Source organism: Pseudomonas sp. GW822-FHT04C11, from assembly GCF_058800905.1.
The window spans coordinates 63,185-85,928 of the sequence record NZ_JBXAMS010000007.1; the positions used below are offsets into that span (position 1 = coordinate 63,185).

General features: G+C 60.7%; 23 protein-coding genes. 13 read left to right on the forward strand and 10 right to left on the reverse strand.

Annotated features, from left to right (window positions below):
• The first annotated feature begins 51 nt into the window (after positions 1-51).
• Positions 52-483: an anti-virulence regulator CigR family protein gene (locus tag AC1RJ3_RS13485; RefSeq protein WP_054594905.1), complete on the forward strand. Its 432-nt coding sequence runs from the start codon at positions 52-54 to the stop codon at positions 481-483.
• Between the two features lie 165 nt (positions 484-648).
• Here the strand turns inward: AC1RJ3_RS13485 and AC1RJ3_RS13490 are convergent, their stop codons facing one another.
• Together AC1RJ3_RS13490 and AC1RJ3_RS13495 are read right to left on the reverse strand one after the other, a co-directional pair.
• Positions 649-975 (reverse strand): DOPA 4,5-dioxygenase family protein, encoded by a 327-nt coding sequence (locus tag AC1RJ3_RS13490; RefSeq protein WP_054594904.1) that lies wholly within the window; start codon positions 973-975, stop codon positions 649-651.
• A gap of 40 nt (positions 976-1,015) precedes the next feature.
• Positions 1,016-1,966 carry a choline sulfate utilization transcriptional regulator gene (locus AC1RJ3_RS13495; protein ID WP_347928510.1) on the reverse strand — a complete coding sequence of 317 codons (951 nt, stop codon included), beginning with the start codon at positions 1,964-1,966 and terminating at the stop codon, positions 1,016-1,018.
• Between the two features lie 114 nt (positions 1,967-2,080).
• On the opposite strand from AC1RJ3_RS13495, the gene betC reads away from it, so the two are divergent.
• From betC to AC1RJ3_RS13510, 3 genes are all read left to right on the forward strand, one after another.
• Positions 2,081-3,595 (forward strand): choline-sulfatase, encoded by a 1,515-nt coding sequence (betC, locus tag AC1RJ3_RS13500; protein ID WP_493079260.1) that lies wholly within the window; start codon positions 2,081-2,083, stop codon positions 3,593-3,595.
• Positions 3,596-3,610: 15 nt separating this feature from the next.
• Positions 3,611-4,531: a choline ABC transporter substrate-binding protein gene (gene choX / locus AC1RJ3_RS13505; RefSeq protein ID WP_054594901.1), complete on the forward strand. Its 921-nt coding sequence runs from the start codon at positions 3,611-3,613 to the stop codon at positions 4,529-4,531.
• 194 nt (positions 4,532-4,725) lie between these two features.
• Positions 4,726-6,294, forward strand: coding sequence for a SulP family inorganic anion transporter (locus AC1RJ3_RS13510; RefSeq protein ID WP_347928507.1), 1,569 nt, complete (start codon positions 4,726-4,728; stop codon positions 6,292-6,294).
• Between the two features lie 166 nt (positions 6,295-6,460).
• Here the strand turns inward: AC1RJ3_RS13510 and aroE are convergent, their stop codons facing one another.
• A complete protein-coding gene (gene aroE, locus AC1RJ3_RS13515) occupies positions 6,461-7,282 on the reverse strand; it encodes a shikimate dehydrogenase (protein WP_493079261.1) in 822 nt (273 codons plus the stop codon).
• A gap of 13 nt (positions 7,283-7,295) precedes the next feature.
• Positions 7,296-8,210 carry an oxygen-dependent coproporphyrinogen oxidase gene (gene hemF / locus AC1RJ3_RS13520; RefSeq protein ID WP_493079262.1) on the reverse strand — a complete coding sequence of 305 codons (915 nt, stop codon included), beginning with the start codon at positions 8,208-8,210 and terminating at the stop codon, positions 7,296-7,298.
• Between the two features lie 178 nt (positions 8,211-8,388).
• Here hemF and AC1RJ3_RS13525 point away from each other — a divergent pair, with 178 nt between their 5' ends.
• On the forward strand, positions 8,389-9,366 hold the full coding sequence (locus tag AC1RJ3_RS13525; RefSeq protein ID WP_054594897.1) for an NADPH:quinone reductase: 978 nt from the start codon (positions 8,389-8,391) through the stop codon (positions 9,364-9,366).
• 146 nt (positions 9,367-9,512) lie between these two features.
• Here AC1RJ3_RS13525 and tsaC read toward each other — a convergent pair whose 3' ends face one another.
• The 3 genes from tsaC to AC1RJ3_RS13540 form a co-directional block, all read right to left on the reverse strand.
• Entirely contained in the window at positions 9,513-10,070 is a 558-nt protein-coding gene (tsaC, locus tag AC1RJ3_RS13530; RefSeq protein ID WP_054594896.1) for an L-threonylcarbamoyladenylate synthase type 1 TsaC, read from the reverse strand.
• A gap of 51 nt (positions 10,071-10,121) precedes the next feature.
• On the reverse strand, positions 10,122-11,225 hold the full coding sequence (gene dprA, locus AC1RJ3_RS13535) for a DNA-processing protein DprA (RefSeq protein WP_103314874.1): 1,104 nt from the start codon (positions 11,223-11,225) through the stop codon (positions 10,122-10,124).
• Between the two features lie 80 nt (positions 11,226-11,305).
• Positions 11,306-12,331, reverse strand: coding sequence for a LysM peptidoglycan-binding domain-containing protein (locus AC1RJ3_RS13540; protein WP_054594894.1), 1,026 nt, complete (start codon positions 12,329-12,331; stop codon positions 11,306-11,308).
• 170 nt (positions 12,332-12,501) lie between these two features.
• Between AC1RJ3_RS13540 and def the strand changes: the two genes are divergently transcribed.
• From def to AC1RJ3_RS13565, 5 genes are all read left to right on the forward strand, one after another.
• Positions 12,502-13,008, forward strand: a complete 507-nt coding sequence (def, locus tag AC1RJ3_RS13545; protein WP_054594893.1) for a peptide deformylase — start codon at positions 12,502-12,504, stop codon at positions 13,006-13,008.
• Between the two features lie 66 nt (positions 13,009-13,074).
• A complete protein-coding gene (gene fmt, locus AC1RJ3_RS13550) occupies positions 13,075-14,034 on the forward strand; it encodes a methionyl-tRNA formyltransferase (RefSeq protein WP_054594892.1) in 960 nt (319 codons plus the stop codon).
• Entirely contained in the window at positions 14,031-15,341 is a 1,311-nt protein-coding gene (gene rsmB, locus AC1RJ3_RS13555) for a 16S rRNA (cytosine(967)-C(5))-methyltransferase RsmB (RefSeq protein WP_103314872.1), read from the forward strand. The genes fmt and rsmB overlap by 4 nt, the downstream gene beginning before the upstream one ends.
• Positions 15,342-15,364: 23 nt before the next feature.
• A complete protein-coding gene (trkA, locus tag AC1RJ3_RS13560; RefSeq protein WP_054594890.1) occupies positions 15,365-16,738 on the forward strand; it encodes a Trk system potassium transporter TrkA in 1,374 nt (457 codons plus the stop codon).
• A 178-nt stretch (positions 16,739-16,916) separates the two neighbouring features.
• Positions 16,917-17,231, forward strand: coding sequence for a tetratricopeptide repeat protein (locus tag AC1RJ3_RS13565; protein ID WP_493079263.1), 315 nt, complete (start codon positions 16,917-16,919; stop codon positions 17,229-17,231).
• A 16-nt stretch (positions 17,232-17,247) separates the two neighbouring features.
• Here the strand turns inward: AC1RJ3_RS13565 and AC1RJ3_RS13570 are convergent, their stop codons facing one another.
• The 3 genes from AC1RJ3_RS13570 to tag form a co-directional block, all read right to left on the reverse strand.
• Entirely contained in the window at positions 17,248-17,487 is a 240-nt protein-coding gene (locus tag AC1RJ3_RS13570; RefSeq protein WP_054594888.1) for a PilZ domain-containing protein, read from the reverse strand.
• A gap of 71 nt (positions 17,488-17,558) precedes the next feature.
• A complete protein-coding gene (locus AC1RJ3_RS13575; protein ID WP_054594887.1) occupies positions 17,559-18,446 on the reverse strand; it encodes a lysophospholipid acyltransferase in 888 nt (295 codons plus the stop codon).
• A gap of 51 nt (positions 18,447-18,497) precedes the next feature.
• Positions 18,498-19,061: a DNA-3-methyladenine glycosylase I gene (gene tag / locus AC1RJ3_RS13580; protein ID WP_489111969.1), complete on the reverse strand. Its 564-nt coding sequence runs from the start codon at positions 19,059-19,061 to the stop codon at positions 18,498-18,500.
• 81 nt (positions 19,062-19,142) lie between these two features.
• On the opposite strand from tag, the gene glyQ reads away from it, so the two are divergent.
• Genes glyQ through gmhB form a run of 3 tightly spaced genes read left to right on the forward strand, consistent with a single transcriptional unit; the run spans position 19,143 to position 22,691 of the window.
• Complete coding sequence (gene glyQ / locus AC1RJ3_RS13585) at positions 19,143-20,096, forward strand: glycine--tRNA ligase subunit alpha (RefSeq protein ID WP_031319418.1); 954 nt, start codon at positions 19,143-19,145, stop codon at positions 20,094-20,096.
• Positions 20,093-22,147: a glycine--tRNA ligase subunit beta gene (gene glyS / locus AC1RJ3_RS13590; protein ID WP_054594886.1), complete on the forward strand. Its 2,055-nt coding sequence runs from the start codon at positions 20,093-20,095 to the stop codon at positions 22,145-22,147. The genes glyQ and glyS overlap by 4 nt, the downstream gene beginning before the upstream one ends.
• Positions 22,148-22,151: 4 nt before the next feature.
• A complete protein-coding gene (gene gmhB / locus AC1RJ3_RS13595) occupies positions 22,152-22,691 on the forward strand; it encodes a D-glycero-beta-D-manno-heptose 1,7-bisphosphate 7-phosphatase (protein WP_173859956.1) in 540 nt (179 codons plus the stop codon).
• Positions 22,692-22,744: the final 53 nt, after the last annotated feature.

Consider the following 22,744-nt stretch of genomic DNA (forward strand, 5'->3'; position numbering starts at 1 on the left):
ACCGAGTTCTAAGCCCCTTTTTTTGCTGTGGATGCTCTGAGGAAGACCCAAATGAAAATGCCCAAACGCTTGATCGCCAGCCTGGGTGTATTGATGCTCAGCGCCACGCCCTTGCTCCACGTAAGCGCCGATGAGCGCGACGATCATGATCGCGGTGGCCCGCGGTATGAGCATCGCGGCGATGATCACCGCGATCACCGCCCTGAATACAGACGGCCACCTCAGGACTTCGGTCCGGTGCGCGAAGTGATCCGCGTCAACCACGGGTATTTCGTCCGCGGTGCACCACCACCGCCAGGCGTTCGCTGGGTCAGAGGCCAACCCTTGCCGCGCGGCTACTACGGTGAACGCCTGGACAGCCGGGCCCTCGAACGCTTGCCGTATTACCCAGGTTACGAATGGCGACGCATGGGCGGTGACATCGTGCTGATCGCCATAGGCACCGGGGTGGTTTATGAAGTGCTGGAAGGGGTTCTGTACTAAATACCGTCCGTGGCGAGGGAGCTTGCTCCCGCTCGACTGCGTAGCAGTCGTAACTCAGCGACCTCGTCTTACCTGATGTAACCGGGTCGTTGAAGTTGGGGCCGCTTCGCGACCCAGCGGGAGCAAGCTCCCTCGCCACGGGTTTGCACTGTACTGAACATATGCTCAAAAAATCGACAAATCCAGTGGCCGAACCGCACCCATCCAGATCGCATGGTCGGTGTGGTCGGCCAGGTCGTCACCCGTATCCGGGTGCACAAACACCACCAGGCCTTTGCGATTGAGCGCCAGCCACGGCAGCACTTCGCCGAGCAGCTCCGGTGCGAAGGCCAATTGGCAGCTCCAGTCCGGGTGCGGGCCGACCAGCCGTTCGTGGACCCGGCCCATCTTCAGCGGGAACAGCTGCGCAGCCTGCTCACACAGGGCTCGCGCCTGATCGATGGTGTTCGCGTCAAAGTACACATGGGCGTGATAGCCCTTGATCCGTTGCATAGCGTTCTCGTGTCTCGGGATTCATTCCTCACCCGCAACGCTACACCGCAATAGACGGCAGCGCCAAACCTGTCAGCGACTCCGCGCTGCTGGCCTGTTCGGTCATCAGCCAATCGACGAACTGCTGGATCAGCGCACTGCGGCGTTTGCGTTGGGGCAAGACCACGTAATAGCCGAAGCTCGATATCGCAGTCTCGGCAATCGGCCGACACAACAGACCTTGCGCCAGCAAGTTATCCACAAGGTGCCGCCAACCAATCGCCACGCCCTGGCCGCCAATCGCCGCTTGAATCAACAGTGTGTAGTTATCGAAACGTAGCTGCCCCGGTGCCGGTGGGGTAGCGATACCCAAGGTGCGGAACACGCCGCTCCAGTCGAACCAGTGGCTGCTGTTTTCGCCACGTAAATGCAGCAGCGGCAACTCTTGCAGAGCGTGGGCGGGCAGGGGCACTGCGCGGTCTTTGAGCAGCAGCGGGCTGCACACCGGGAACACTTCTTCACTGAACAGCCAATGGCTCTCGCCCTGCTTGAAACGCCCATCACCAAACAGCACGGCCACATCGATGTCAGTGCGCAGCATGTTGTGGCTGCGCTCGCTGGTGACCAGGCTGACGTCCACCTGTGGATTGGCCTCATGAAAACGGTGCAAACGCGGCATCAGCCAATAGGCGGCGAAGGCGAAGTCGGTGGCCACCTGCAACACCTCGTGCTGATGCTGGGCGCTGATCGCATTCAGCCCGGCGTCGATGCTCTGCAAACCGGCCTGCACCTGCTCGAACAGAATCGCCCCGGCCTCGGTCAGCTCGATGCCTCGGTAGATGCGGTCGAACAACCGCGTGCCGAGTTGCTCCTCCAGCCGTTTGAGCTGCTGACTGACAGCGGGCTGCGTGGTGCCGAGTTCCACCGCCGCAGCGGTGAAGCTGCGGTGACGTGCCGCGGCTTCAAAGGCGCGAAACAGGTCCAGGGACAAATCACCAAGGGCGTCATACATAAGCTGTGCTTATCCTAGTCATTGCCGGGCGTGGGCTTTACCACAAAGTGCTTGGGTTACATCCTCGATCACAGCACTTTCGCATAACTGCTCACTATGGAATGCCGCGATCTCATGAAGCGCAAGAACATTCTTTTCATCATGGCCGATCAAATGGCCGCGCCCCTGTTGCCGTTCTACGGTTCATCGCCGATCAAGCTGCCCAACCTGAGCCGCCTCGCCGCACAAGGCGTGGTGTTCGACGCCGCGTATTGCAACAGCCCGTTGTGTGCCCCTTCGCGTTTCACCCTGGTCAGCGGCCAGTTGCCAAGCAAGATCGGCGCCTACGACAACGCAGCGGATTTTCCGGCAGATGTACCGACCTATGCCCACTACCTGCGACGCCTCGGCTACCGCACCGCGTTGTCCGGCAAGATGCATTTCTGTGGTCCGGATCAGTTGCATGGCTACGAAGAACGCCTGACCAGCGACATCTATCCGGCCGACTACGGCTGGGCAGTGAACTGGGATGAACCGGACGTACGCCCGAGCTGGTATCACAACATGTCCTCGGTGCTGCAGGCCGGGCCTTGCGTGCGCACCAATCAGCTGGATTTCGACGAGGAGGTGGTGTTCAAGGCCCAGCAGTACCTGTTCGATCACATCCGCGAAGATGGCGATCAGCCGTTTTGCCTGACCGTGTCGATGACTCACCCACACGATCCGTACACCATTCCCAAGGCCTTTTGGGACCTGTACGACGACAACGACATCCCATTGCCGGAAACCCCGGCGCAAGCCGATCTCGATCCGCATTCCCAGCGCCTGCTCAAAGTGTACGACCTGTGGGACAAGCCGCTGCCTGTGAATAAGATTCGCGATGCGCGCCGCGCCTATTTCGGTGCGTGCAGCTATATCGACAGCAACGTCGGCAAACTTCTGCAAACCCTCGAGGATACGGGGCTGATCGACGACACCGTCATTGTCTTCTCCGGTGACCACGGCGACATGCTCGGCGAGCGTGGGCTCTGGTACAAAATGCACTGGTTCGAAATGGCCGCCCGCGTGCCGCTGCTGGTCAGCGCACCGGGGCAGTTCGCCGCTGGGCGAGTCGGCGCTGCGGTGTCCACCGCCGACTTGCTGCCAACCCTGGTGGAACTGGCCGGCGGCACGTTAGAGCCCGGCTTGCCACTGGACGGTCGCTCGCTGGTGCCGCACCTGCAAGGGCAGGGCGGACACGACGAAGTGTTTGGTGAATACATGGCCGAAGGCACCATCAGTCCGCTGATGATGATCCGCCGTGGCGCCTACAAATTCATCTACAGCGAAGACGATCCGTGCCTGCTCTTCGACGTGCACAACGATCCGCATGAACAGGAGGAACTCAGCCAATCCGTGCAACATCGCCAGTTGTTCGACGATTTTCTCGCCGAAGCACGGGCTAAATGGAATATCCCGGAAATCCACCAACAGGTGCTCGCCAGCCAGCGTCGACGACGTTTCGTCGCCCAGGCGCTGACGTTCGGCAAGCTGAAGAGCTGGGATCACCAGCCGTTTATCGATGCCAGTCAGCAGTACATGCGCAACCACATCGACCTCGATGATCTGGAGCGCAAAGCACGTTATCCACAACCCTGCCAAAACCAATAACGTAAGGGGAAGAACATGCAAAAGTTATCCACAGTACTGACGGCGGGGCTGCTGGCCTTGAGCAGCGTTTCGGCCTACGCCGAGCAAAGTTGCGACACGGTGAAAATGGCGGACCCGGGCTGGAGCGACATTGCCGCAACCAACGCCATCACCGGTTTCCTGCTTGAAGGCATGGGCTACAAGGCCAAGGTCGACACCTTGGCGGTGCCGATCACCTTTGGCGGGCTCAAGGACGGCCAGGTCGATGTGTTCCTGGGTAACTGGATGCCGGCGCAGCAGGGCTTCTACGACAAATTCGTGGCCAATGGCGATGTCACCCAGCTGTCGAAGAACCTCGACGGCACCGAGTTCACCCTGGCAGTGCCAGACTACGTGTGGGACGCCGGTGTGCATAACTTTGCCGACTTGAACAAATACGCCGACAAGTTCGACAAGAAGATCTACGGCATAGGCTCCGGAGCCCCGGCGAACATCTCGCTGCAAGAGATCATCAAGAAGAACGATTTCGACCTCGGCCAATGGAAGCTGATCGAATCCAGCGAACAGGCAATGCTCGCCGAAGTGTCCCGCGCGGTGAAAAAGCAGAAGTTCGTGACCTTCCTCGGCTGGACCCCGCACCCGATGAACGTGCAGCTGAAAATGCATTACCTGAAGGGCGGCGAGAAATACTTCGGCGATACCGGCAGTGTGCACACCCTGACCCGCAAAGGTTATGCACAGGCCTGCCCGAACGTAGGCAAACTGCTGACCAACCTGAGCTTCACCCAGGAGATGGAGAACAGCATCATGGCCGAAGTGGTCAACAAGAAGCTCAGCAACGCCGACGCGGCGAAGGCGTGGATCAAGGCCAATCCGGCGGTGCTGGACAAGTGGCTGGATGGCGTGAAGACCGTGGATGGGAAGGACGCGTTGCCAGCAGTAAAGGCCAAACTGTAAGGATCTCTGACCACCCTGTGGCGAGGGAGCTTGCTCCCGCTCGACCGCGCAGCGGTCGCAAAATCGCTCATTGCGTTGTATCTGAAAGAGCGCGATTGCCGGTTTTGGGGCTGCTATGCAGCCCAGCGGGAGCAAGCTCCCTCGCCACAATGCTTTATCCTGACGCCTTTGAATGATTCCGACCGAGAGGCCCCATGGCAATCTCCAGACGCCATAAGCTCTTCCCCTTTCTCAGTTGGCTGCCCCGGCAAACCCGCGCCAGCGTTGGCCGCGACCTTGTCGTAGGCCTCAGCGGGGCGATTCTTGCGTTACCACAATCCATTGCCTACGCCCTGATCGCCGGGTTACCCGCCGAATACGGCTTGTACGCTGCCATCATCCCGGTATTGATTGCCTGCCTCTGGGGGTCGTCCTGGCATTTGATCTGCGGCCCGACAGCAGCGATCTCTATCGTTCTTTACGCCAGCGTCAGTCCCTTGGCCATGCCCGGCTCCCAGGACTACATCACGCTGATCCTGCTGCTGACCTTCCTCGCCGGTATTTTCCAGTGGCTGCTGGGCATGTTGCGCTTTGGCGCGCTGGTGAACTTCGTTTCGCACTCGGTGGTGCTGGGTTTCACCCTCGGTGCGGCGGTGGTGATCGCCCTTGGGCAGTTGCCGAACCTGTTGGGGCTGGACCTGCCGAATCAGGCCACGGCGCTGAACAGCCTGGTGTCACTGATCGGCGATATTGGCGCGCTGGATAAACCATCGCTGGTGCTGGGTCTTGGCACTCTGGCAGTGGGCATTGTGCTGAAACTGCTGCTGCCACGCTGGCCGAGCCTGTTGATCAGCCTGATTTTCAGCGGCCTGTTGGTGTGGCTGTGGCCGTCGATGTTTGGCCATGTGAAGTTGGTCAGCTCGTTCGTCGGCCGGTTACCGCCATTCAGCCCGTTGCCGCTGGATCTGGACCTGGTGTTGCGCCTGCTGCCCAGTGCGGTGGCAGTCGGCATGCTCGGGCTGGTGACCAGCCTGTCGATTGCCCGCTCCTTGTCGCAACGCTCGCAGCAGTTACTCGATGCGAATCAGGAGGTCCGCGCGCAGGGGCTTTCGAACATCGTCGGCAGCTTTTTCGCAGGCTCGCTGTCGGCCGGCTCCTTTACCCGTTCGGGATTGAGTTATGAGGCGGGTGCCTGCTCGCCACTGGCCGGGGTGTTCTCGGCGCTGTGGGTGGCGTTGTTTGCACTGACCGGGGCGACGCTGATAGCGCATATCCCGATTCCAGCGATGGCCGGGAGCATTCTGCTGATTTGCTGGGGATTGGTGGACCATCGCGGCATTCGCGCGTTGTTCCGGGTCAGCCATGCCGAATTCGCGGTGATGGCGCTGACGTGCGTCGCCACCTTGCTGCTGGAGCTACAAACGGCGATCTACGCTGGGGTGTTGGTCTCGCTGTTTTTCTACCTCAAACGCACCTCGCAACCCCGCGTGCAGCAATGGAGCGAAGGCGATGAAGAGATTCTGCGGGTCGGTGGCTCGATCTTCTTCGGCGCCAGCCACTACCTGCAAGTCCGTCTGCAACGTACTCAAGGCTTGAAGGTGGTAATCGAAGGGCAGTACATCAATTTCATCGACTATTCCGGCGTAGAGATGCTGCACCAGGAAGCGCGAAGACTGCTCAGACAAGGCCGCAGCCTGATCCTGCGCCGGGCGCGCGGGCATGTGGTCGAAGAGTTGTTGAGACTGGAAGGACCGGAGAAATGCCCGATCCGGTTTGAGGATTGAAACACGCAAATACCACGTCGACCCCACCCCCTGTGGCGAGGGGGCTTGCCCCCGTTCGGGTGCGAAGCGCCCGCGCTCTTACTGATGCATCGCGTTAGCAAATTTCAGGGCCGCTGCGCAGCCCAACGGGGGCAAGCCCCCTCACCACAAAGGCCAGCATCGCCAGTTACAGCGCCAACTGGCGGCGGAGTTCAACCAGCACAGGGGCGGTGTCCGGGCGTACGCCGCGCCACAGGAAGAACGCTTCGGCGGCCTGTTCGGCGAGCATCCCCAAGCCATCCATCGACACCGCGGCGCCGTGTTCGCTGGCCCAGCGGCAGAACGAAGTCGGTTCCTTGCCGTACATCATGTCGTAGCAAACGGTCTTGCCCGGTTCGATCAGGCTGCTGGCAATCGGCGGCACATCGCCTGACAGGCTGGCCGACGTCGCGTTGATAATCAGGTCCACGGGCTCACGCAACCAGTCGAAACCACTGGCGGATACCGGGCCAAGATCCGCGAACAGTTCAGCCAGCAACTCGGCTTTTTCCAGTGTTCGATTGGCGATGATCACCGACGCCGGCTGCTCGGCCAGCAACGGCTCCAGCGCGCCACGCACTGCACCGCCTGCACCCAGCAGCAGAATGCGTTTACCGCGCAGGCTGAATCCGGCGTTGACCGTCAAATCCCGCACCAGCCCGGCACCATCGGTGTTGTCGCCCAACAGGCTGCCATCCGCCAGTTTGCTCAAGGTGTTGACCGCCCCCGCTCGCTGAGCCCGTTCCGTCAGGCTGTTGGCCAGACGATAGGCCTCTTCCTTGAACGGCACCGTGACGTTGGCTCCACGACCTTCGCGGAAAAACTCCGTGGCACAACCGGAAAAGTCATCCAGCGGCGCCAGCAAGGTGCTGTAGTCCAATTTTTGGGCGGTCTGCTCGGCAAACAGGCGATGGATCAACGGCGATTTACTGTGGCCAATCGGGTTACCGAATACGACGTAACGGTCCATCAGGATTCCTCGTTCAGACGTTTGCCAACCAATCGCGATCTTGCAGGAAATACTCGGTCAGGCGCGCTTCTTCACTGCCAGGCTCGGCCTTCCAGTCGTAACTCCAGCGCACTTGCGGCGGCAGCGACATGAGAATCGACTCGGTACGACCGCCCGATTGCAGGCCGAACAGCGTGCCGCGGTCGTACACCAGGTTGAACTCGACGTAGCGCCCACGGCGGAATTCCTGAAACTCGCGCTGTTTTTCGGAGAAGGCTTGTGCCTTGCGACGCTGGACGATCGGCAAGTACGCATCGATGTAAGCATCGCCGATAGCGCGCATGAAGGCGAAACAGGTGTCGAAGTCCCACTCGTTCAGGTCATCGAAGAACAGACCGCCGATACCTCGGGGTTCGTTGCGATGCTTGATCTGGAAGTAGCTGTCGCACCACGCCTTGTAACAGCTGTAGACGTCCGGCCCAAAGGGCTCGCAGGCCTTCGCGGCTACACGGTGCCAATGCACGCAGTCTTCTTCGTTGCCGTAGTAAGGGGTCAGGTCGAAGCCGCCGCCGAACCACCAGACCGCTTCTTCACCTTCTTTCTCGGCGATGAAAAAGCGCACGTTGGCGTGGGACGTCGGCACATGCGGGTTGTGCGGGTGAATCACCAGCGACACACCAAGGGCTTCGAAGCCGCGCCCGGCCAGTTCCGGCCGATGGGCGCTGGCGGACGGCGGAAGACCGCTGCCAAAGACGTGGGAAAAGTTGACGCCGCCCTTCTCGATGACCGCGCCGTTTTCGATCACCCGCGTGCGACCGCCACCACCGGCTGGCCGGGTCCAGGCGTCTTCGACGAAACGAGTGCCACCATCTTCGGCTTCCAGCGCAGCACAAATGCGGTCTTGCAGGTCGAGCAGGTAGGCTTTTACGGCCTCGGTGCGGGTAGTCATGGCATCACCTTGAATCGGGCAAAGCTACGCGGCGCTCGATCAGAACGGCGGCCGGCGCAAATGGGCGCGTAGCATAACACTGCACTCGTGACCGTCGCAGTTGACGAAGATCAAGCTTAGGAGTCCGATAGGGTCCTTCGCCGAAAGACCGACGGCAAACACACCAAGGAGAGTGCAGATGGCCAAACGTATCCAGTTCCGAGCCCATGGTGGCCCCGAAGTGCTTGAGTATGTGGATTATCAGCCTGCCGAGCCGGGCCCGCAGCAAGTGCGCGTCAGCAACAAGGCTATCGGTCTGAATTTCATCGACACCTATTACCGCAGCGGCCTCTACGCGCCGCCCGCCCTGCCATCGGGCCTTGGCGCGGAAGGCGCGGGCGTGGTCGACGCAGTGGGCAGCGACGTCACGCGTTTCAAGGTCGGTGACCGCGTGGCCTACGGCAGTGGCCCACTGGGTGCTTACAGCGAGATGCATGTATTGCCGCAAGACAATCTGGTGCATCTGCCGGATGCCATCAGTTTCGAACAGGCCGCGGGCGTCATGCTCAAGGGCCTGACCGTGCAGTACCTGTTGCGTCAGACCTACGAACTCAAGGGTGGCGAGACCATCCTGTTCCACGCCGCTGCCGGCGGTGTCGGTTCGCTGGCCTGCCAATGGGCCAAGGCCTTGGGCGTGAAGTTGATCGGTACCGTCAGTTCGCCGGAAAAAGCCGCACTGGCAAAATCCCTCGGCGCCTGGGCAACCATCGACTACAGCAAGGAAAACGTCGTACAACGCGTGCTGGAACTGACTGACGGCAAAAAGGTGCCGGTGGTCTACGACGGCGTTGGCAAGGACACCTGGCTGACTTCGCTCGACTGTGTAGCGCCACGCGGGCTGGTGGTGAGTTTCGGCAATGCATCAGGTGCGGTGGACGGGGTGAACCTGGGGATTCTCGCGGCAAAAGGCTCGCTGTACGTGACCCGGCCAACCCTGGGGACTTACGCCAACAACGCTGAAAACCTGCAAACCATGGCCGATGAGCTGTTCGGGATGATCATCAGCGGCCAGTTGAAAGTGGACATCAACCAGCGTTATCCACTGGCTGACGCGGCTAAGGCGCAGATTGAGCTGTCGGCGCGGCGTACTACCGGGTCGACGGTGTTGTTGCCTTAAATCTGAATTGTGGTGAGGGGACTTGCCCCCGTTGGACTGCGCAGCTGTCCCAAAATCTGCCAATGCAGTAAATCAGGCATATGACCCACGCCTGATTTACCGGCGCTACGCGCCCGAACGGGGGCAAGCGCCCTCGCCACAAGGTCTCAGGCCGGGCGCACCACATTGCCGGTCGCCAGATCGCGAATCAGGCTCGGGTTTTTCCGTCCGCCCAGATTCCCGCCCAGCACCAGATCGATTTGCCCGCGGAAATACTGCTCGACGCGAATTCGCGAACGCGCTGCCGGCCGGCCTTGCGGGTTGGCAGAAGTCGACACCAGTGGTCCGACCAACGCACACAAATCCCGCACCTGCGGGTGATCGCTAACCCGCAACGCCACGGTCTCATGCACTCCGGTGATCCATTGCGGCAGCATGTTTTGATGGGGCACCAGCCAGGTGTTCGGCCCCGGCCAGGTGCTGGCCATGCGATCCATCCACAGTTCCGGGAAATCTTCGAACAGGAAGTCGAACTGGCGAATGTTGTCGGCAACCAGGATCAGGCCCTTTTCCACCGAACGGCCCTTGATCGCCAGCAAGCGATACACCGCCTCTTCATCCCACGGGTCGCAACCCAGGCCCCAGACCGCTTCGGTTGGATAGGCAATCACCGCCCCTGCGCGAATCGCTTGTGCGGCTTGTTGCACACGCCAACTGTTGACCATTACCGACTCTCCAAAATAAGGCTGTGCGCAGTTTACCGATCTTTCATGAACCTAGCTTACGCGCGCAAACCAGCGTCCGCCTTCGCTCACCGCCCGTCCCTCCATTTCAAGCTCCGTCAGCGCCGCCAATACCTTCGGCAACGCCCATCCCGCCGCGTCGGCCAGGGCCTCGCTGGTATGCGGGGCGGCGAATAGCAGGCACAGCAACGGATGATCGACGGGCGCCGCAGTGTCTGTGGATAACGGCAGATTCTGCCAACCGCGCAGGCCTTCGAGGATATGTTCGATAGTCTCCACCAACACCGCGCCGTCACGTATCAACTGGTGGCAACCACGAGCCCCGGGGTGATGGATCGATCCTGGAATGGCATACACCTCACGACCCTGTTCCGCTGCCAACCGTGCGGTAATCAGCGAACCGCTGGCGACACTGGCCTCGACCACCAGCACGCCGAGGGATAAACCGCTGATGATCCGATTGCGCCGCGGGAAGTTGCTGGCCTGTGGTCCGGCGTCCAGCGGGAACTCGGAAACCACCGCACTGCCTTGCGCAATCATCGCGTCGGCGATCCGCCGATTGCGCTGTGGATAAAAATTTTCCAGGCCGGTGCCGAGCACTCCAACGGTCTGCCCTCCGACGTCCAGCGCGGCTTGATGCGCTGCCGCATCGATTCCCAATGCCAAGCCGCTGGTGATGACAAAACCGGCGCCTGCCAGGCTGCGGGAAAACGCCGTGGCGGTGTCCATCCCCGGCCTTGATGCGCGTCGGCTGCCGACCATCGCCAGCTGCGGTTTTTCCAGAATGCCCGGATCGCCCGCGACAAATAACAGCGGTGGCGGGTCACTGATTTCTGCCAACAGAGCCGGGTAGCCCGGCTGGTCAACCATCAGTAAATACTGGCCTTCACGCTCTAGCCAGGCTAATGCGTGGTAGGCGCCATCACGAATAAGCGGGCTACGCCGAGCGTCGGCGCACGCCGCTGGCAACCCCAACGCACGCCAGGCAGAGGCTGGTGCGCTGATGGCTTTTGAGGCCGAGCCAAAAGCTTCGAGCAGCTTTTGAAAACGTCGAGGGCCGAGCTCCGGAAGACGATGCAAACGCAAACGCGCTTCCAGTTCCGCCGGTGAAACCTGCGTAGGTGCGAACAGCGGCATAAGATCATCCTTGATCGTTATTGGTCGTGTTGAATCAGCAACAAGCTGTGGATAAGTCTGTTGGTAACTTGTTGAGTCTTTTACGGATTACGCACCTTGTCCATCACCGCGAGGGAGCGCGAAGCGTTGAGCACCAAGCCATAGCTGAGCTTTTCGTAGGTGCGGAAGATCATCAGCAAACCGGCGCGTTCATCCGGTATTTTCACCTGTTCGCCGGTGACCCGGTCACGTACGGTTTCACCGGTTTTCATCACCACCAGCACGTTGCCTTCGGCCAAGCCGTCGCGCTGGCCCTTGTTCAAAGTGACCACATCGAGCGCACCGATCTGCGTAACACCACGTGGCACGTCGATGATCAAGCCGTGAATATCGGTTTTCGGTGCGCTGGGCATGAAGGTTGAGTTGATCGCCCGTTCTTCGCCGCTGAACAAGCGGTCGCCGAGTCGAACCTCTTGAGTGGTGCGTTGCAAGGCGAGAGTGGCGACATCGCCTTCAGTGGCGATGATCTCGCCGCCGCCGATATCGTCGGCGTTGATCCCCAGAAACTCTTTGCTTTGCGGGTCGCTGTAGACCTTGCCCTGACGGAAAATGCCGTACACCGAATGCTCCGGGTCGAACTTGCCGCGTGCGTAGATGCGATCGCCCATACCGCTGAGTACCCGTTCGGCGTCGCCGGCAACGATGTACGGTGCCTTGTTGAAGTCTTCGACGTTGTCGATGATGCGGTTGCTCAACAGGAAACTGTTGATCGAGCGCAGCGGAATACTCGGAATGGCGTCGGCCATCGGCGTGCTGCGCACTTGTGGCGAAAGCTTGATAGTGCCGCGTGAAGCCCCGCGATTGAGGGTCAGGCGCGGTTGCCCGTTGATATAGACCAGTGACAGCGAGTCACCGGGATAGATCAGGTTGGGGTTTTCGATTTGCGGGTTGGCCTGCCAGAGTTCGGGCCATTTCCAGGGTTCGCGGAGGTATTTCCCGGAGATGTCCCAAAGTGTGTCGCCCGCCACCACGGTGTAATGCTGTGGAAAACCTTCCTTGAGTTGCACTTGTCCGTGTGCGAAACCGGCCGAGGCCAGAAGCAGCAAGGCGAGTAGTGATTTCCTCATGCGGTGAATCCCTTTATTATGTGCATTCGAGTAGAACGCCAGAGCCCTCGTGGCCCGCTCCCCCTTTCTAATGAAAAGAAGGGAGCTACGTTTTACAACGGTAGCCTGCATCTTCGGACCCGCCAGGCCATCGGCCCAGACTTTACTTCACACGTGCAGCAATTACGCTTATGGCTATTTTGAACATCCTCGAATTTCCCGACCCGCGCCTGCGTACTATCGCCAAACCGGTGGCCGTAGTGGACGACGAAGTGCGGCAGTTGGTCGATGACATGTTTGAAACAATGTATGAAGCACCCGGCATCGGCCTCGCGGCGACCCAGGTCAACGTGCACAAACGCATCGTGGTCATGGACCTTTCCGAAGACCGCAGCGAACCTCGGGTGTTCATCAACCCCGAGTTCGAAGTCCTGACCGACGAAATGGGTCAGTACCAGGAAGGCTGCCTTTCGGTACCGGGCTTCTACGAAAACGTCGACCGTCCGCAACGCGTGAAGATCAACGCCCTGGACCGTGACGGCCAGCCTTTTGAACTGATCGCCGAAGAACTGCTGGCGGTGTGCATTCAGCACGAATGCGACCACCTCAACGGCAAATTGTTCGTCGATTACCTGTCCACGCTCAAACGCGACCGGATCAAGAAGAAGCTGGAAAAGCTCCATCGCCAGAACGCTTGATGCCCTTCCAAAGGCTTGCTGCGGCAAGCCTTTTTCTTTTCCGCGTGTTTCCAACCGAGAATTCCCATGACTGAGCCACTGCGCATCGTCTTTGCCGGCACCCCCGAATTTGCCGCCGAACACCTCAAGGCCCTGCTCGACAGCCCTTATGAGATCGTTGCGGTCTACACCCAACCGGATCGCCCGGCGGGTCGTGGGCAAAAGCTGATGCCGAGCCCGGTCAAGCAGTTGGCTCTGGAGCACAACATCCAGGTGCTGCAGCCACCAACCCTGCGCAACGCCGAGGCCCAGGCCGAACTGGCCGCACTCAAGCCGGACCTGATGGTCGTCGTTGCCTACGGCCTGATCCTGCCGCAAGTGGTGCTGGATATTCCGCGTCTGGGTTGCATCAACAGCCACGCCTCGTTGCTGCCACGCTGGCGCGGTGCGGCGCCGATCCAGCGCGCCGTCGAAGCGGGCGACGCTGAAAGCGGCGTGACCGTGATGCGCATGGAAGCTGGCCTCGACACCGGGCCGATGCTGCTCAAGGTCACCACGCCGATCAGTGCTGATGACACCGGTGGCAGCCTGCATGACCGTCTCGCCGAAATGGGCCCGCCAGCCGTGGTTCAGGCAATTGCCGGGCTGGCCGCCGGTACGCTGGAAGGCGAAATCCAGGACGACAGCCTGGCTACTTATGCGCACAAACTGAACAAAGACGAAGCGCGCATCGACTGGAACCGCCCAGCGGTTGAGCTGGAGCGTCTGGTTCGCGCGTTCAATCCGTGGCCGATCTGCCACAGCACGCTCAATGGCGAAGCCTTGAAAGTACTCGCTGCCAGCCTCGCCGAAGGCAAGGGCGCACCGGGCGAGATCCTCGGCGCCAGCAAAGACGGCTTGATCGTCGCCTGCGGTGAACAGGCGCTGTGCCTGACGCGCCTGCAATTGCCTGGCGGCAAGGCGCTGAACTTCAGCGACTTGTTCAACAGCCGTCGTGAGAAATTTGCCGTGGGCACCGTCTTAGGCCTTGCGGTGGACGCCCAATGAACCCGCGTCTGGCCGCCGCCAAGGCCCTGGCCGCCGTCCTTAACGGCAAGGCTTCGCTGAACAGTTCGTTGCCGACGCAACTGGACAAGGTCGAAGACCGCGATCGCGGCTTCACCCAGGACCTGGCCTTCGGCACCGCACGCTGGCAGCCGCGCTTGTCGGCGCTGGCGGCCAAGCTGCTGCAAAAACCTTTCAAAGCTGCCGACGCTGACGTCGAAGCGCTGTTGCTGGTCGGCCTTTACCAGTTGCTGTACACCCGTGTCCCGGCCCACGCCGCCATCGGTGAAACCGTGGGCTGCGCCGACAAGCTGAAAAAGCCTTGGGCCAAAGCCTTGCTCAACGCCGTGCTGCGCCGCGCCCAACGTGAAAGCGAAGCACTGCTGGCCGAGCTTGAGCACGATCCGGTGGTGCGCACCGCCCACCCGCGCTGGCTGCAAAAATCCCTCAAGGCGTTCTGGCCAGAACAGTGGGAAGCCATTTGCGCCGCGAACAACGCGCATCCACCCATGATTTTGCGGGTCAACCGTCGTCATCACACTCGCGATGCCTACCTCGCCTTGCTGAGTGATGCCGGTGTCGCGGCCAAGCCGTGCGTGTTCAGTCGGGACGGCATCGTGCTCGACACGCCAGGCGATGTGCGCCAACTGCCGGGTTTCGCCGAAGGCTGGATCAGCGTGCAAGACGAAGCCGCGCAACTGGCGGCGGATCTGCTGGACCTGGCGCCGGGCCAACGGGTGCTCGACGCCTGCTGCGCACCGGGCGGCAAGACCTGCCACATCCTCGAAGTCGAGCCAAAACTGGCCGGCGTAGTGGCCGTGGACCTGGAAGCCAAGCGTCTGGTGCGTGTGCGGGAAAACCTTGAACGGCTGGGCCTCAGCGCCGAATTGATCGCCGCCGACGGCCGCGACACTCAAGCGTGGTGGGACGGCAAGCCGTTCCAGCGCATCCTGCTCGACGCGCCCTGCTCGGCGACCGGCGTGATTCGCCGCCACCCGGACATCAAACTGACCCGCCAACCGGATGACATCGCTGCGCTCGCGGTGCTTCAGGGTGAACTGCTCGACGCGATGTGGCCGACCCTCGACGTCGGCGGCATCCTGCTCTACGCCACCTGCTCGACCTTGCCGACCGAAAACACCGAAGTCATCGAAGCCTTCCTCGCCCGAACTCCGGGTGCTCGCGAGCTGGATATCGCCAGCCAGGCCGGTATCAAGCAACCGCATGGCCGCCAGTTGCTGGCACAAGAGGGCGGTCACGACGGGTTCTACTACGCCAAGCTGATCAAGATTGCCGCCGCGCGCGGTTAAGCGGATTTCAAGGGAGTGACCGGATGAAGATCATCATCCTCGGCGCCGGGCAGGTCGGCGGTACGCTGGCTGAACACTTGGCCAGCGAAGCGAATGACATCACCGTGGTCGATACCGACGGCGAACGCCTGCGAGACCTCGGTGACCGCCTCGACATCCGCACTGTGCAAGGTCGCGGCTCGTTCCCAACGGTGCTGCGCCAGGCCGGTGCCGACGACGCCGACATGCTGGTGGCGGTGACCAACAGCGACGAGACCAACATGGTCGCCTGCCAGGTCGCGCACACCCTGTTCCATACGCCGACCAAGATCGCCCGGGTGCGCGAAGCCGCGTACCTGACCCGCGCCGGCCTGTTCGACAACGACGCGATCCCGGTCGACGTGCTGATCAGCCCCGAACAAGTAGTGACCCATTACATCAAGCGCCTGATCGAGCACCCCGGTGCATTGCAGGTGATAGATTTTGCCGAGGGCAAGGCCCAACTGGTGGCGGTCAAGGCCTACTACGGTGGACCGTTGGTGGGGCAGCAACTGCGCCAGTTGCGCGAACACATGCCGAACGTCGATACCCGCGTGGCAGCGATTTTCCGTCGTGATCGACCGATCCTGCCGCAAGGCGATACGGTGATCGAAGCCGACGACGAAGTGTTTTTTATCGCGGCCAAAGCGAACATTCGCGCCGTGATGAGCGAAATGCGCCGGCTCGACGAGAGCTACAAACGCATCGTCATCGCCGGTGGCGGGCAGATCGGCGAGCGGCTGGCCGAGGCGATTGAAAGCCGCTATCAGGTGAAGATCATCGAGATGAACCCGGCGCGCTGCCGCTACCTCTCGGATACCCTCGACAGCACCGTGGTGTTGCAGGGCAGCGCCTCGGACCGCGATCTACTGCTGGAAGAGAATATCGCCGACGCCGATCTGTTCCTGGCGCTGACCAACGACGACGAAGCCAACATCATGTCGTCGCTGTTGGCCAAACGCCTGGGCGCGAAGAAGGTGATGACCATCATCAATAACCCGGCCTATGTCGACCTGATCCAGGGCGGTGATATCGATATCGCCATCAGCCCGCAACTGGCGACTATCGGTACTTTGCTGGCCCACGTGCGCCGGGGCGATATCGTCAGCGTGCACTCGCTGCGTCGCGGTGCGGCAGAAGCCATCGAGGCGATTGCCCATGGTGACGCGAAGTCGAGCAAGGTGATCGGCAAGGCCATCGAAAACATCGTCCTGCCGCCGGGGACTACTATTGGTGCAATCATTCGCGATGAAGAAGTGTTGATCGCCCACGACGACACCGTGATCGAAGCCGGCGACCATGTGATTCTGTTCCTTGTGGATAAAAAGCATATTCGCGATGTGGAGAAGTTGTTCCACGTGGGGTTGAGCTTTTTCTGATCTGTGCGCAATTGTGGCGAGGGAGCTTGCTCCCGCTCGGCTGCGCAGCAGTCGCAAAATCTGCAACTATGTTCTTTCAGGCACATCGAGTCAGCTGAGTTGCGACCGCTTCGCGCTCGAGCGGGAGCAAGCTCCTTCGCCACGAAAGCCATTCGACACCCATTCAAGGAGCCCATAGATGATCGAATCGCTGGAAAAAATGCTCGCCAAGGGTGTGGATAACTCGCTGCTGCGCTTCGGTCTGGGCAAGGGTTATCTGGATCTGGGCGAACATGCCAAGGCCGCCGAGCATTTCAGCCGCTGCGTGGCATTCGATCCGAAGTACTCGGCAGCCTGGAAGCTGTTGGGCAAGGCTTATTTGGCACAGGCAAACCATGCAGCCGCCCGTCAGGCCTGGGAGCAGGGTCTGGAAGTAGCTCGCGAGCATGGCGACAAGCAGGCAGAAAAGGAAATGACGGTGTTTCTGAAGAAGCTTGACCGGTTGGACAGCTGATCAAAAAACGCTCAACTCAAAGGTAACGCAGGCCGATGCCTTCCGCGTCGACCTGCACCACTTCCATGCGCACTCGCGGCGCACCGCACGGCAACCCCTGCACCTGACCATAGACGACCGCGCCTTTGGCCAACGCCGCGAGCGTCGGATGCTTCACGTAGACGCCGCTGGCGGAAAGGTTGCGAGTCTGGCCCAGGCACTCGCCGAAGCTCTCATGCTGGATCTTGATTCGAAATGACTTACGGTGTTCGGACATCTTCTGCGCCCTTGATTGAACGGTTGTGGATAACCCCAGCCCAAGGTTATCCACAGATCATGCCAGCTGGATCAATACCAGCGTGCTTCGCCCGGCGGGCGTTTCTTGAAGCGCTTCATGCTCCACATGTATTGGCTCGGGTAAGCCCGCACATATTTCTCGACGATCTGGCTCATGGCTGCGCAGGACGTCTCGGTATCGGTGCTGTACATAGCCTCGGGCGCGGCTTCCAGGATCACTTTGTAGCCTGAACCGTCCGGCAGGCGCAGGGCGTGCAGGAAGACGCCGACCGCTTTGCCGCCCGCGAGCATGTTCGGCACGAACTTACTGGTCAAAGCCTTGGTGGCGAAGAAGGGCACGAAGATCCCGGCGGATTCGGCCGGTTCTGGGTCAGCCGGAATCCCCACTGCACCACCTTTGCGCACTTCCTTGATGACACTGAGGATGCCTTCCTTGGTAGAAGCTGCCACGCGGTTGCCCAACTGCACCCGTTGCTTGCGCAGCAATTCATCCACCGCCTTGAGCTTGGGCGGACGGTAGAAAATGATCGGTTTGCACTGGCTGCAATAGAAGTGGTTCAACACCTCCCAATTGCCCAGATGGCTGGTGATGCCGACCACGCCTTTGCCGGAAGCCAGCGCGTCCTTGAGCACATCGAGGCCTTCGACTTCACGCACCAGATCGATGGAACGCTGGGCCGGCCAGATCCAGGCGCAGGCGCTTTCGGTCAATGATTTGCCGATGTCCATCAGGCTCTGTCCCACCAGACGCTCGCGCTCGGCGGCGTCCATGTCCGGGAAACACTTGGCGAGGTTGATGCGCACCACGTCGCGGGAACGGTTGGGGGTTTTCCACATGACCCAGCCAATCGCCGCACCTACCGTTTGCACCGCCCGCCACGGGAGCAGGGCAAACAAACGCAGAGCGCCTACCAGCAAGGCGCCTTTAAACTTATCCACAGGTCACTCCTGATCTTCTGAACCGACGTCATGAACCTTGTCGCGAGCCGGCTATTCTAACCGCCCACTGCGCAAGATGGCGTAACGATCACAATCGGTGGTGTGATCCATGACCATGCCCGAGGCCTGCATCAAGGCATAGCAGATGGTCGGGCCGACAAACGTGAAACCGGCTTTTTTCAGACCTTTGCTCATCTCCACGGCGGCCGGCGTCACGGCCGGCACTTCGCTGCGATCCTTGAAATGATTGATCTTCGGGACGCCGCCGACAAACGACCAAAGCAGCTCCACCGGGTCCTCCAGCGCCATCCAGGCCTGGGCATTGCGCCGTGCGGCATTGAGTTTCAGGCGGTTGCGGATGATCCCCGGATCGAGCATCAAATCGTCGATTTCAGCGTCGCTCATCTGCGCCACCCGTTGTACATCGAAGCCGAACAACACCTCACGGTAGCGCTCGCGTTTCTTCAGCACGGTGATCCATGACAGGCCGGCCTGGAACCCTTCAAGCAAAAGCAACTCGAACAAACGCTGCGCATCGCGTAGCGGTACGCCCCACTCCTGATCGTGATAAGCCATGTACAGCGGATCTTCGGAACACCAAAAGCAGCGTGGCATAAGGCTCCAGGGGGCGTGCGGACGAATGAATCGGGTATACTCCCGCTCTTTAAATCGCAGCCCAAGAAACAGGTGAATTTCGTGAGCCAGCCTACGCCAGCCGTGCGTACCTTCCAAGACTTGATCCTCGCCCTCCAGCAATACTGGGCCGAGCAAGGTTGTGTGGTACTTCAGCCCTACGATATGGAAGTAGGCGCCGGCACTTTCCATACCGCCACGTTCCTGCGCGCCATCGGCCCGGAAACCTGGAACGCCGCTTATGTGCAGCCCAGTCGTCGCCCGACTGACGGCCGCTACGGCGAAAACCCGAACCGTCTGCAGCACTACTACCAGTTCCAGGTAGTCCTGAAGCCGAACCCGGACAACTTCCAGGAACTGTACCTGGGCTCCCTCAAGCACGTGGGCCTGGACCCATTGGTGCACGACATCCGTTTCGTCGAAGACAACTGGGAATCGCCGACCCTCGGTGCCTGGGGTCTGGGCTGGGAAGTCTGGCTCAACGGCATGGAAGTGACGCAGTTCACCTACTTCCAGGCGGCGGGCGGCATCGAGTGCTACCCGGTGACCGGCGAGATCACCTACGGCCTCGAGCGTCTGGCCATGTACCTGCAAGGCGTGGACTCGGTCTACGACCTGGTCTGGGCTGACGGTCCGTTCGGCAAAGTGACCTACGGCGACGTGTTCCACCAGAACGAAGTGGAGCAGTCGACCTACAACTTCGAACACGCCAACGTCGAGAAGCTGTTCGAACTGTTCGATTTCTACGAAAGCGAAGCCAAGCGCCTGATCGAACTCGATCAACCGCTGCCGCTGCCAAGCTACGAAATGGTCCTGAAGGCCTCGCACACCTTCAACCTGCTGGATGCACGCCGGGCGATCTCGGTGACTGCGCGTCAGCAATACATTCTGCGTGTTCGCACCCTGGCGCGTTCCGTTGCGCAAGCCTACCTGCTGGCTCGCGCCAAGCTGGGCTTCCCGATGGCAACCCCGGATTTGCGTGATGAAGTGTTGGCTAAGCTGGAGGCTGCACAATGAGTGCTCAAGATTTCCTGGTTGAACTGGGCACCGAAGAGCTGCCACCCAAAGCCCTGAACACCCTGGCCGATGCGTTCCTCGCCGGTATCGAGAAGGGCCTGCTGGCCGCTGGCCTGGGCTTTGAAGCCAAGCAGGTCTACGCCGCACCGCGTCGTCTGGCCGTGCTGATCACCAAACTGGCCACTCAACAGCCGGATCGCAGCATCAACCTCGACGGCCCGCCACGCCAGGCCGCGTTCGACGCCGAAGGCAATCCGACCCAGGCTGCCCTGGGCTTCGCCAAGAAGTGCGGCGTAGAGCTGAGCGAAATCGATCAAAGCGGGCCGAAGCTGCGTTACAGCCAAAGCATCGCCGGCAAGCCGACCGTCAGCCTGTTGCCGACCATCGTCGAAGACTCGCTGAACGACCTGCCGATCCCGAAGCGCATGCGTTGGGGTGCTCGCAAGGAAGAATTCGTTCGCCCAACCCAATGGCTGGTGATGCTGCTTGGTGATCAGGTGATCGACTGCACCATCCTCGCCCAGAAGGCCGGTCGCGATTCCCGTGGTCACCGCTTCCATCACCCGGAAAGCGTGCGCATCACCTCGCCAGCCAACTACCTGAACGACCTGCGCGCAGCCTACGTACTGGCCGATGCCAATGAGCGCCGCGAGCTGATCAGCACGCGTACCGCCGAACTGGCCACTCGTCAGGAAGGGACCGCGATCGTTCCGCCAGACCTGCTCGATGAAGTGACCGCGCTGGTGGAATGGCCAGTGCCGCTGGTGTGCTCGTTCGAGGAGCGCTTCCTCGATGTGCCGCAAGAAGCCCTGATCACCACCATGCAGGACAACCAGAAGTACTTCTGCTTGCTGGATGCCGACGGCAAGTTGCTGCCACGTTTCATTACCGTGGCCAACATCGAGAGCAAAGACCCGCAGCAGATCATCGACGGTAACGAGAAAGTGGTTCGCCCACGCCTGACCGACGCCGAATTCTTCTTCAAGCAAGACAAGAAGCAGAAACTCGAAGACTTCAACCTGCGCCTGCAAAACGTGGTCTTCCAGGAAAAACTCGGCAGCGTCTACGACAAGGCCGAGCGCGTGTCCAAACTGGCCGCATTCATCGCTCAACGCATTGGCGGCAACGCCTCGTGGGCGGCGCGCGCAGGCCTGCTGTCGAAGTGCGACCTGGCAACCGAGATGGTCGGTGAGTTCCCGGAGATGCAAGGTGTCGCCGGTTACTACTACGCCCTCAACGATGGCGAGCCGGAAGATGTCGCACTGGCGCTGAACGAGCAGTACATGCCGCGCGGTGCCGGCGCTGAACTGCCGACCACCCTGACCGGTGCGGCCGTGGCCATCGCCGACAAGCTCGATACCCTGGTCGGGATCTTCGGTGTCGGCATGCTGCCAACCGGTAGCAAAGACCCGTATGCCCTGCGCCGTGCTGCGCTGGGCGTGTTGCGGATCCTGATCGACAAGAAGCTCGACCTCGACCTGACCGACGCCGTGGCGTTCGCTGTCAATGCGTTCGGCAGCAAGGTCAAGGCTGCCGGCCTGGCTGATTCGGTGCTGGAGTTCGTCTTCGACCGTCTGCGTGCCCGTTACGAAGACGAAGGCGTGGATGTGGCCACTTACCTGTCGGTTCGTGCCCTGAAACCAGGTTCGGCGCTGGACTTCGATCAACGTGTACAAGCCGTAGAAGCGTTCCGCAAATTGCCGGAAGCCGCTGCACTGGCTGCGGTGAACAAGCGCGTATCGAACCTGCTGAGCAAAATCGAAGGCAGCGTGCCGAGCACCGTCGAAGCCAAGTACTTCGACAACGCCGCCGAATTCTCCCTGTACTCGGCGATCCAGCAAGCGGATCAAGCGGTGCAGCCAATGGCTGCAGCCCGTCAGTACAGCGAATCTCTGGCACGTCTGGCCGCGCTGCGCGAGCCGGTCGATGCGTTCTTCGAAGCCGTGATGGTCAACGCGGAAGACGCCAAGGTCCGCGCCAACCGTTATGCGTTGCTGGCACGTTTGCGCGGTCTGTTCCTCGGCGTTGCCGACATCTCGTTGCTGGGCTGAGGAGCTGCTGTTGAAACTGCTGATTATCGATCGGGACGGAGTGATCAATTACGACTCCGACGCTTACATCAAGTCGGTGGAAGAGTGGATTCCGCTCCCGGGCTCGATCGAAGCCATCGCGCAGTTGAGCAAGGCCGGCTGGACGGTAGCTGTCGCTACCAACCAGTCCGGCATTGCTCGCGGCTACTACGATGTCGCCACCCTCGACGCCATGCACGAGCGCTTGCGCACGTTGGTGGAAGAGCAGGGCGGCGAGCTCGGCCTCATCGTCTATTGCCCGCACGGGCCGGACGAAGGCTGCGATTGTCGTAAGCCAAAACCCGGCATGCTTAAAACCATTGCCGCACATTACGACGTGGCGCTGACTGACCTATGGTTCGTCGGCGACAGTCTCGGTGACCTGGAGGCGGCAAAAGCCGTCGACTGTCAGCCAGTTTTGGTAAAAACCGGGAAAGGCGAAAAGACTTTGGGCAAGACCCTACCGGTAGGTACTTTGATTTTTGACGATCTGGCGGCGATTGCCGCAGAACTTATCCACAACTAGGGCGATTCTGACATCCTGATCAAGGATTGTTCGGGTGCGCACTTTTAATAGGC

What these genes read in the sequence shown, in the direction of transcription:
- AC1RJ3_RS13485 (WP_054594905.1), top strand. Translation starts at nt 52, where the DNA reads ATGAAAATGCCCAAACGCTTGATCGCCAGCCTGGGTGTATTGATGCTC.
- AC1RJ3_RS13490 (WP_054594904.1), bottom strand. Translation starts at nt 975, where the DNA reads ATGCAACGGATCAAGGGCTATCACGCCCATGTGTACTTTGACGCGAAC.
- AC1RJ3_RS13495 (WP_347928510.1), bottom strand. Translation starts at nt 1,966, where the DNA reads ATGTATGACGCCCTTGGTGATTTGTCCCTGGACCTGTTTCGCGCCTTT.
- betC (WP_493079260.1), top strand. Translation starts at nt 2,081, where the DNA reads ATGAAGCGCAAGAACATTCTTTTCATCATGGCCGATCAAATGGCCGCG.
- choX (WP_054594901.1), top strand. Translation starts at nt 3,611, where the DNA reads ATGCAAAAGTTATCCACAGTACTGACGGCGGGGCTGCTGGCCTTGAGC.
- AC1RJ3_RS13510 (WP_347928507.1), top strand. Translation starts at nt 4,726, where the DNA reads ATGGCAATCTCCAGACGCCATAAGCTCTTCCCCTTTCTCAGTTGGCTG.
- aroE (WP_493079261.1), bottom strand. Translation starts at nt 7,282, where the DNA reads ATGGACCGTTACGTCGTATTCGGTAACCCGATTGGCCACAGTAAATCG.
- hemF (WP_493079262.1), bottom strand. Translation starts at nt 8,210, where the DNA reads ATGACTACCCGCACCGAGGCCGTAAAAGCCTACCTGCTCGACCTGCAA.
- AC1RJ3_RS13525 (WP_054594897.1), top strand. Translation starts at nt 8,389, where the DNA reads ATGGCCAAACGTATCCAGTTCCGAGCCCATGGTGGCCCCGAAGTGCTT.
- tsaC (WP_054594896.1), bottom strand. Translation starts at nt 10,070, where the DNA reads ATGGTCAACAGTTGGCGTGTGCAACAAGCCGCACAAGCGATTCGCGCA.
- dprA (WP_103314874.1), bottom strand. Translation starts at nt 11,225, where the DNA reads ATGCCGCTGTTCGCACCTACGCAGGTTTCACCGGCGGAACTGGAAGCG.
- AC1RJ3_RS13540 (WP_054594894.1), bottom strand. Translation starts at nt 12,331, where the DNA reads ATGAGGAAATCACTACTCGCCTTGCTGCTTCTGGCCTCGGCCGGTTTC.
- def (WP_054594893.1), top strand. Translation starts at nt 12,502, where the DNA reads ATGGCTATTTTGAACATCCTCGAATTTCCCGACCCGCGCCTGCGTACT.
- fmt (WP_054594892.1), top strand. Translation starts at nt 13,075, where the DNA reads ATGACTGAGCCACTGCGCATCGTCTTTGCCGGCACCCCCGAATTTGCC.
- rsmB (WP_103314872.1), top strand. Translation starts at nt 14,031, where the DNA reads ATGAACCCGCGTCTGGCCGCCGCCAAGGCCCTGGCCGCCGTCCTTAAC.
- trkA (WP_054594890.1), top strand. Translation starts at nt 15,365, where the DNA reads ATGAAGATCATCATCCTCGGCGCCGGGCAGGTCGGCGGTACGCTGGCT.
- AC1RJ3_RS13565 (WP_493079263.1), top strand. Translation starts at nt 16,917, where the DNA reads ATGATCGAATCGCTGGAAAAAATGCTCGCCAAGGGTGTGGATAACTCG.
- AC1RJ3_RS13570 (WP_054594888.1), bottom strand. Translation starts at nt 17,487, where the DNA reads ATGTCCGAACACCGTAAGTCATTTCGAATCAAGATCCAGCATGAGAGC.
- tag (WP_489111969.1), bottom strand. Translation starts at nt 19,061, where the DNA reads ATGCCACGCTGCTTTTGGTGTTCCGAAGATCCGCTGTACATGGCTTAT.
- glyS (WP_054594886.1), top strand. Translation starts at nt 20,093, where the DNA reads ATGAGTGCTCAAGATTTCCTGGTTGAACTGGGCACCGAAGAGCTGCCA.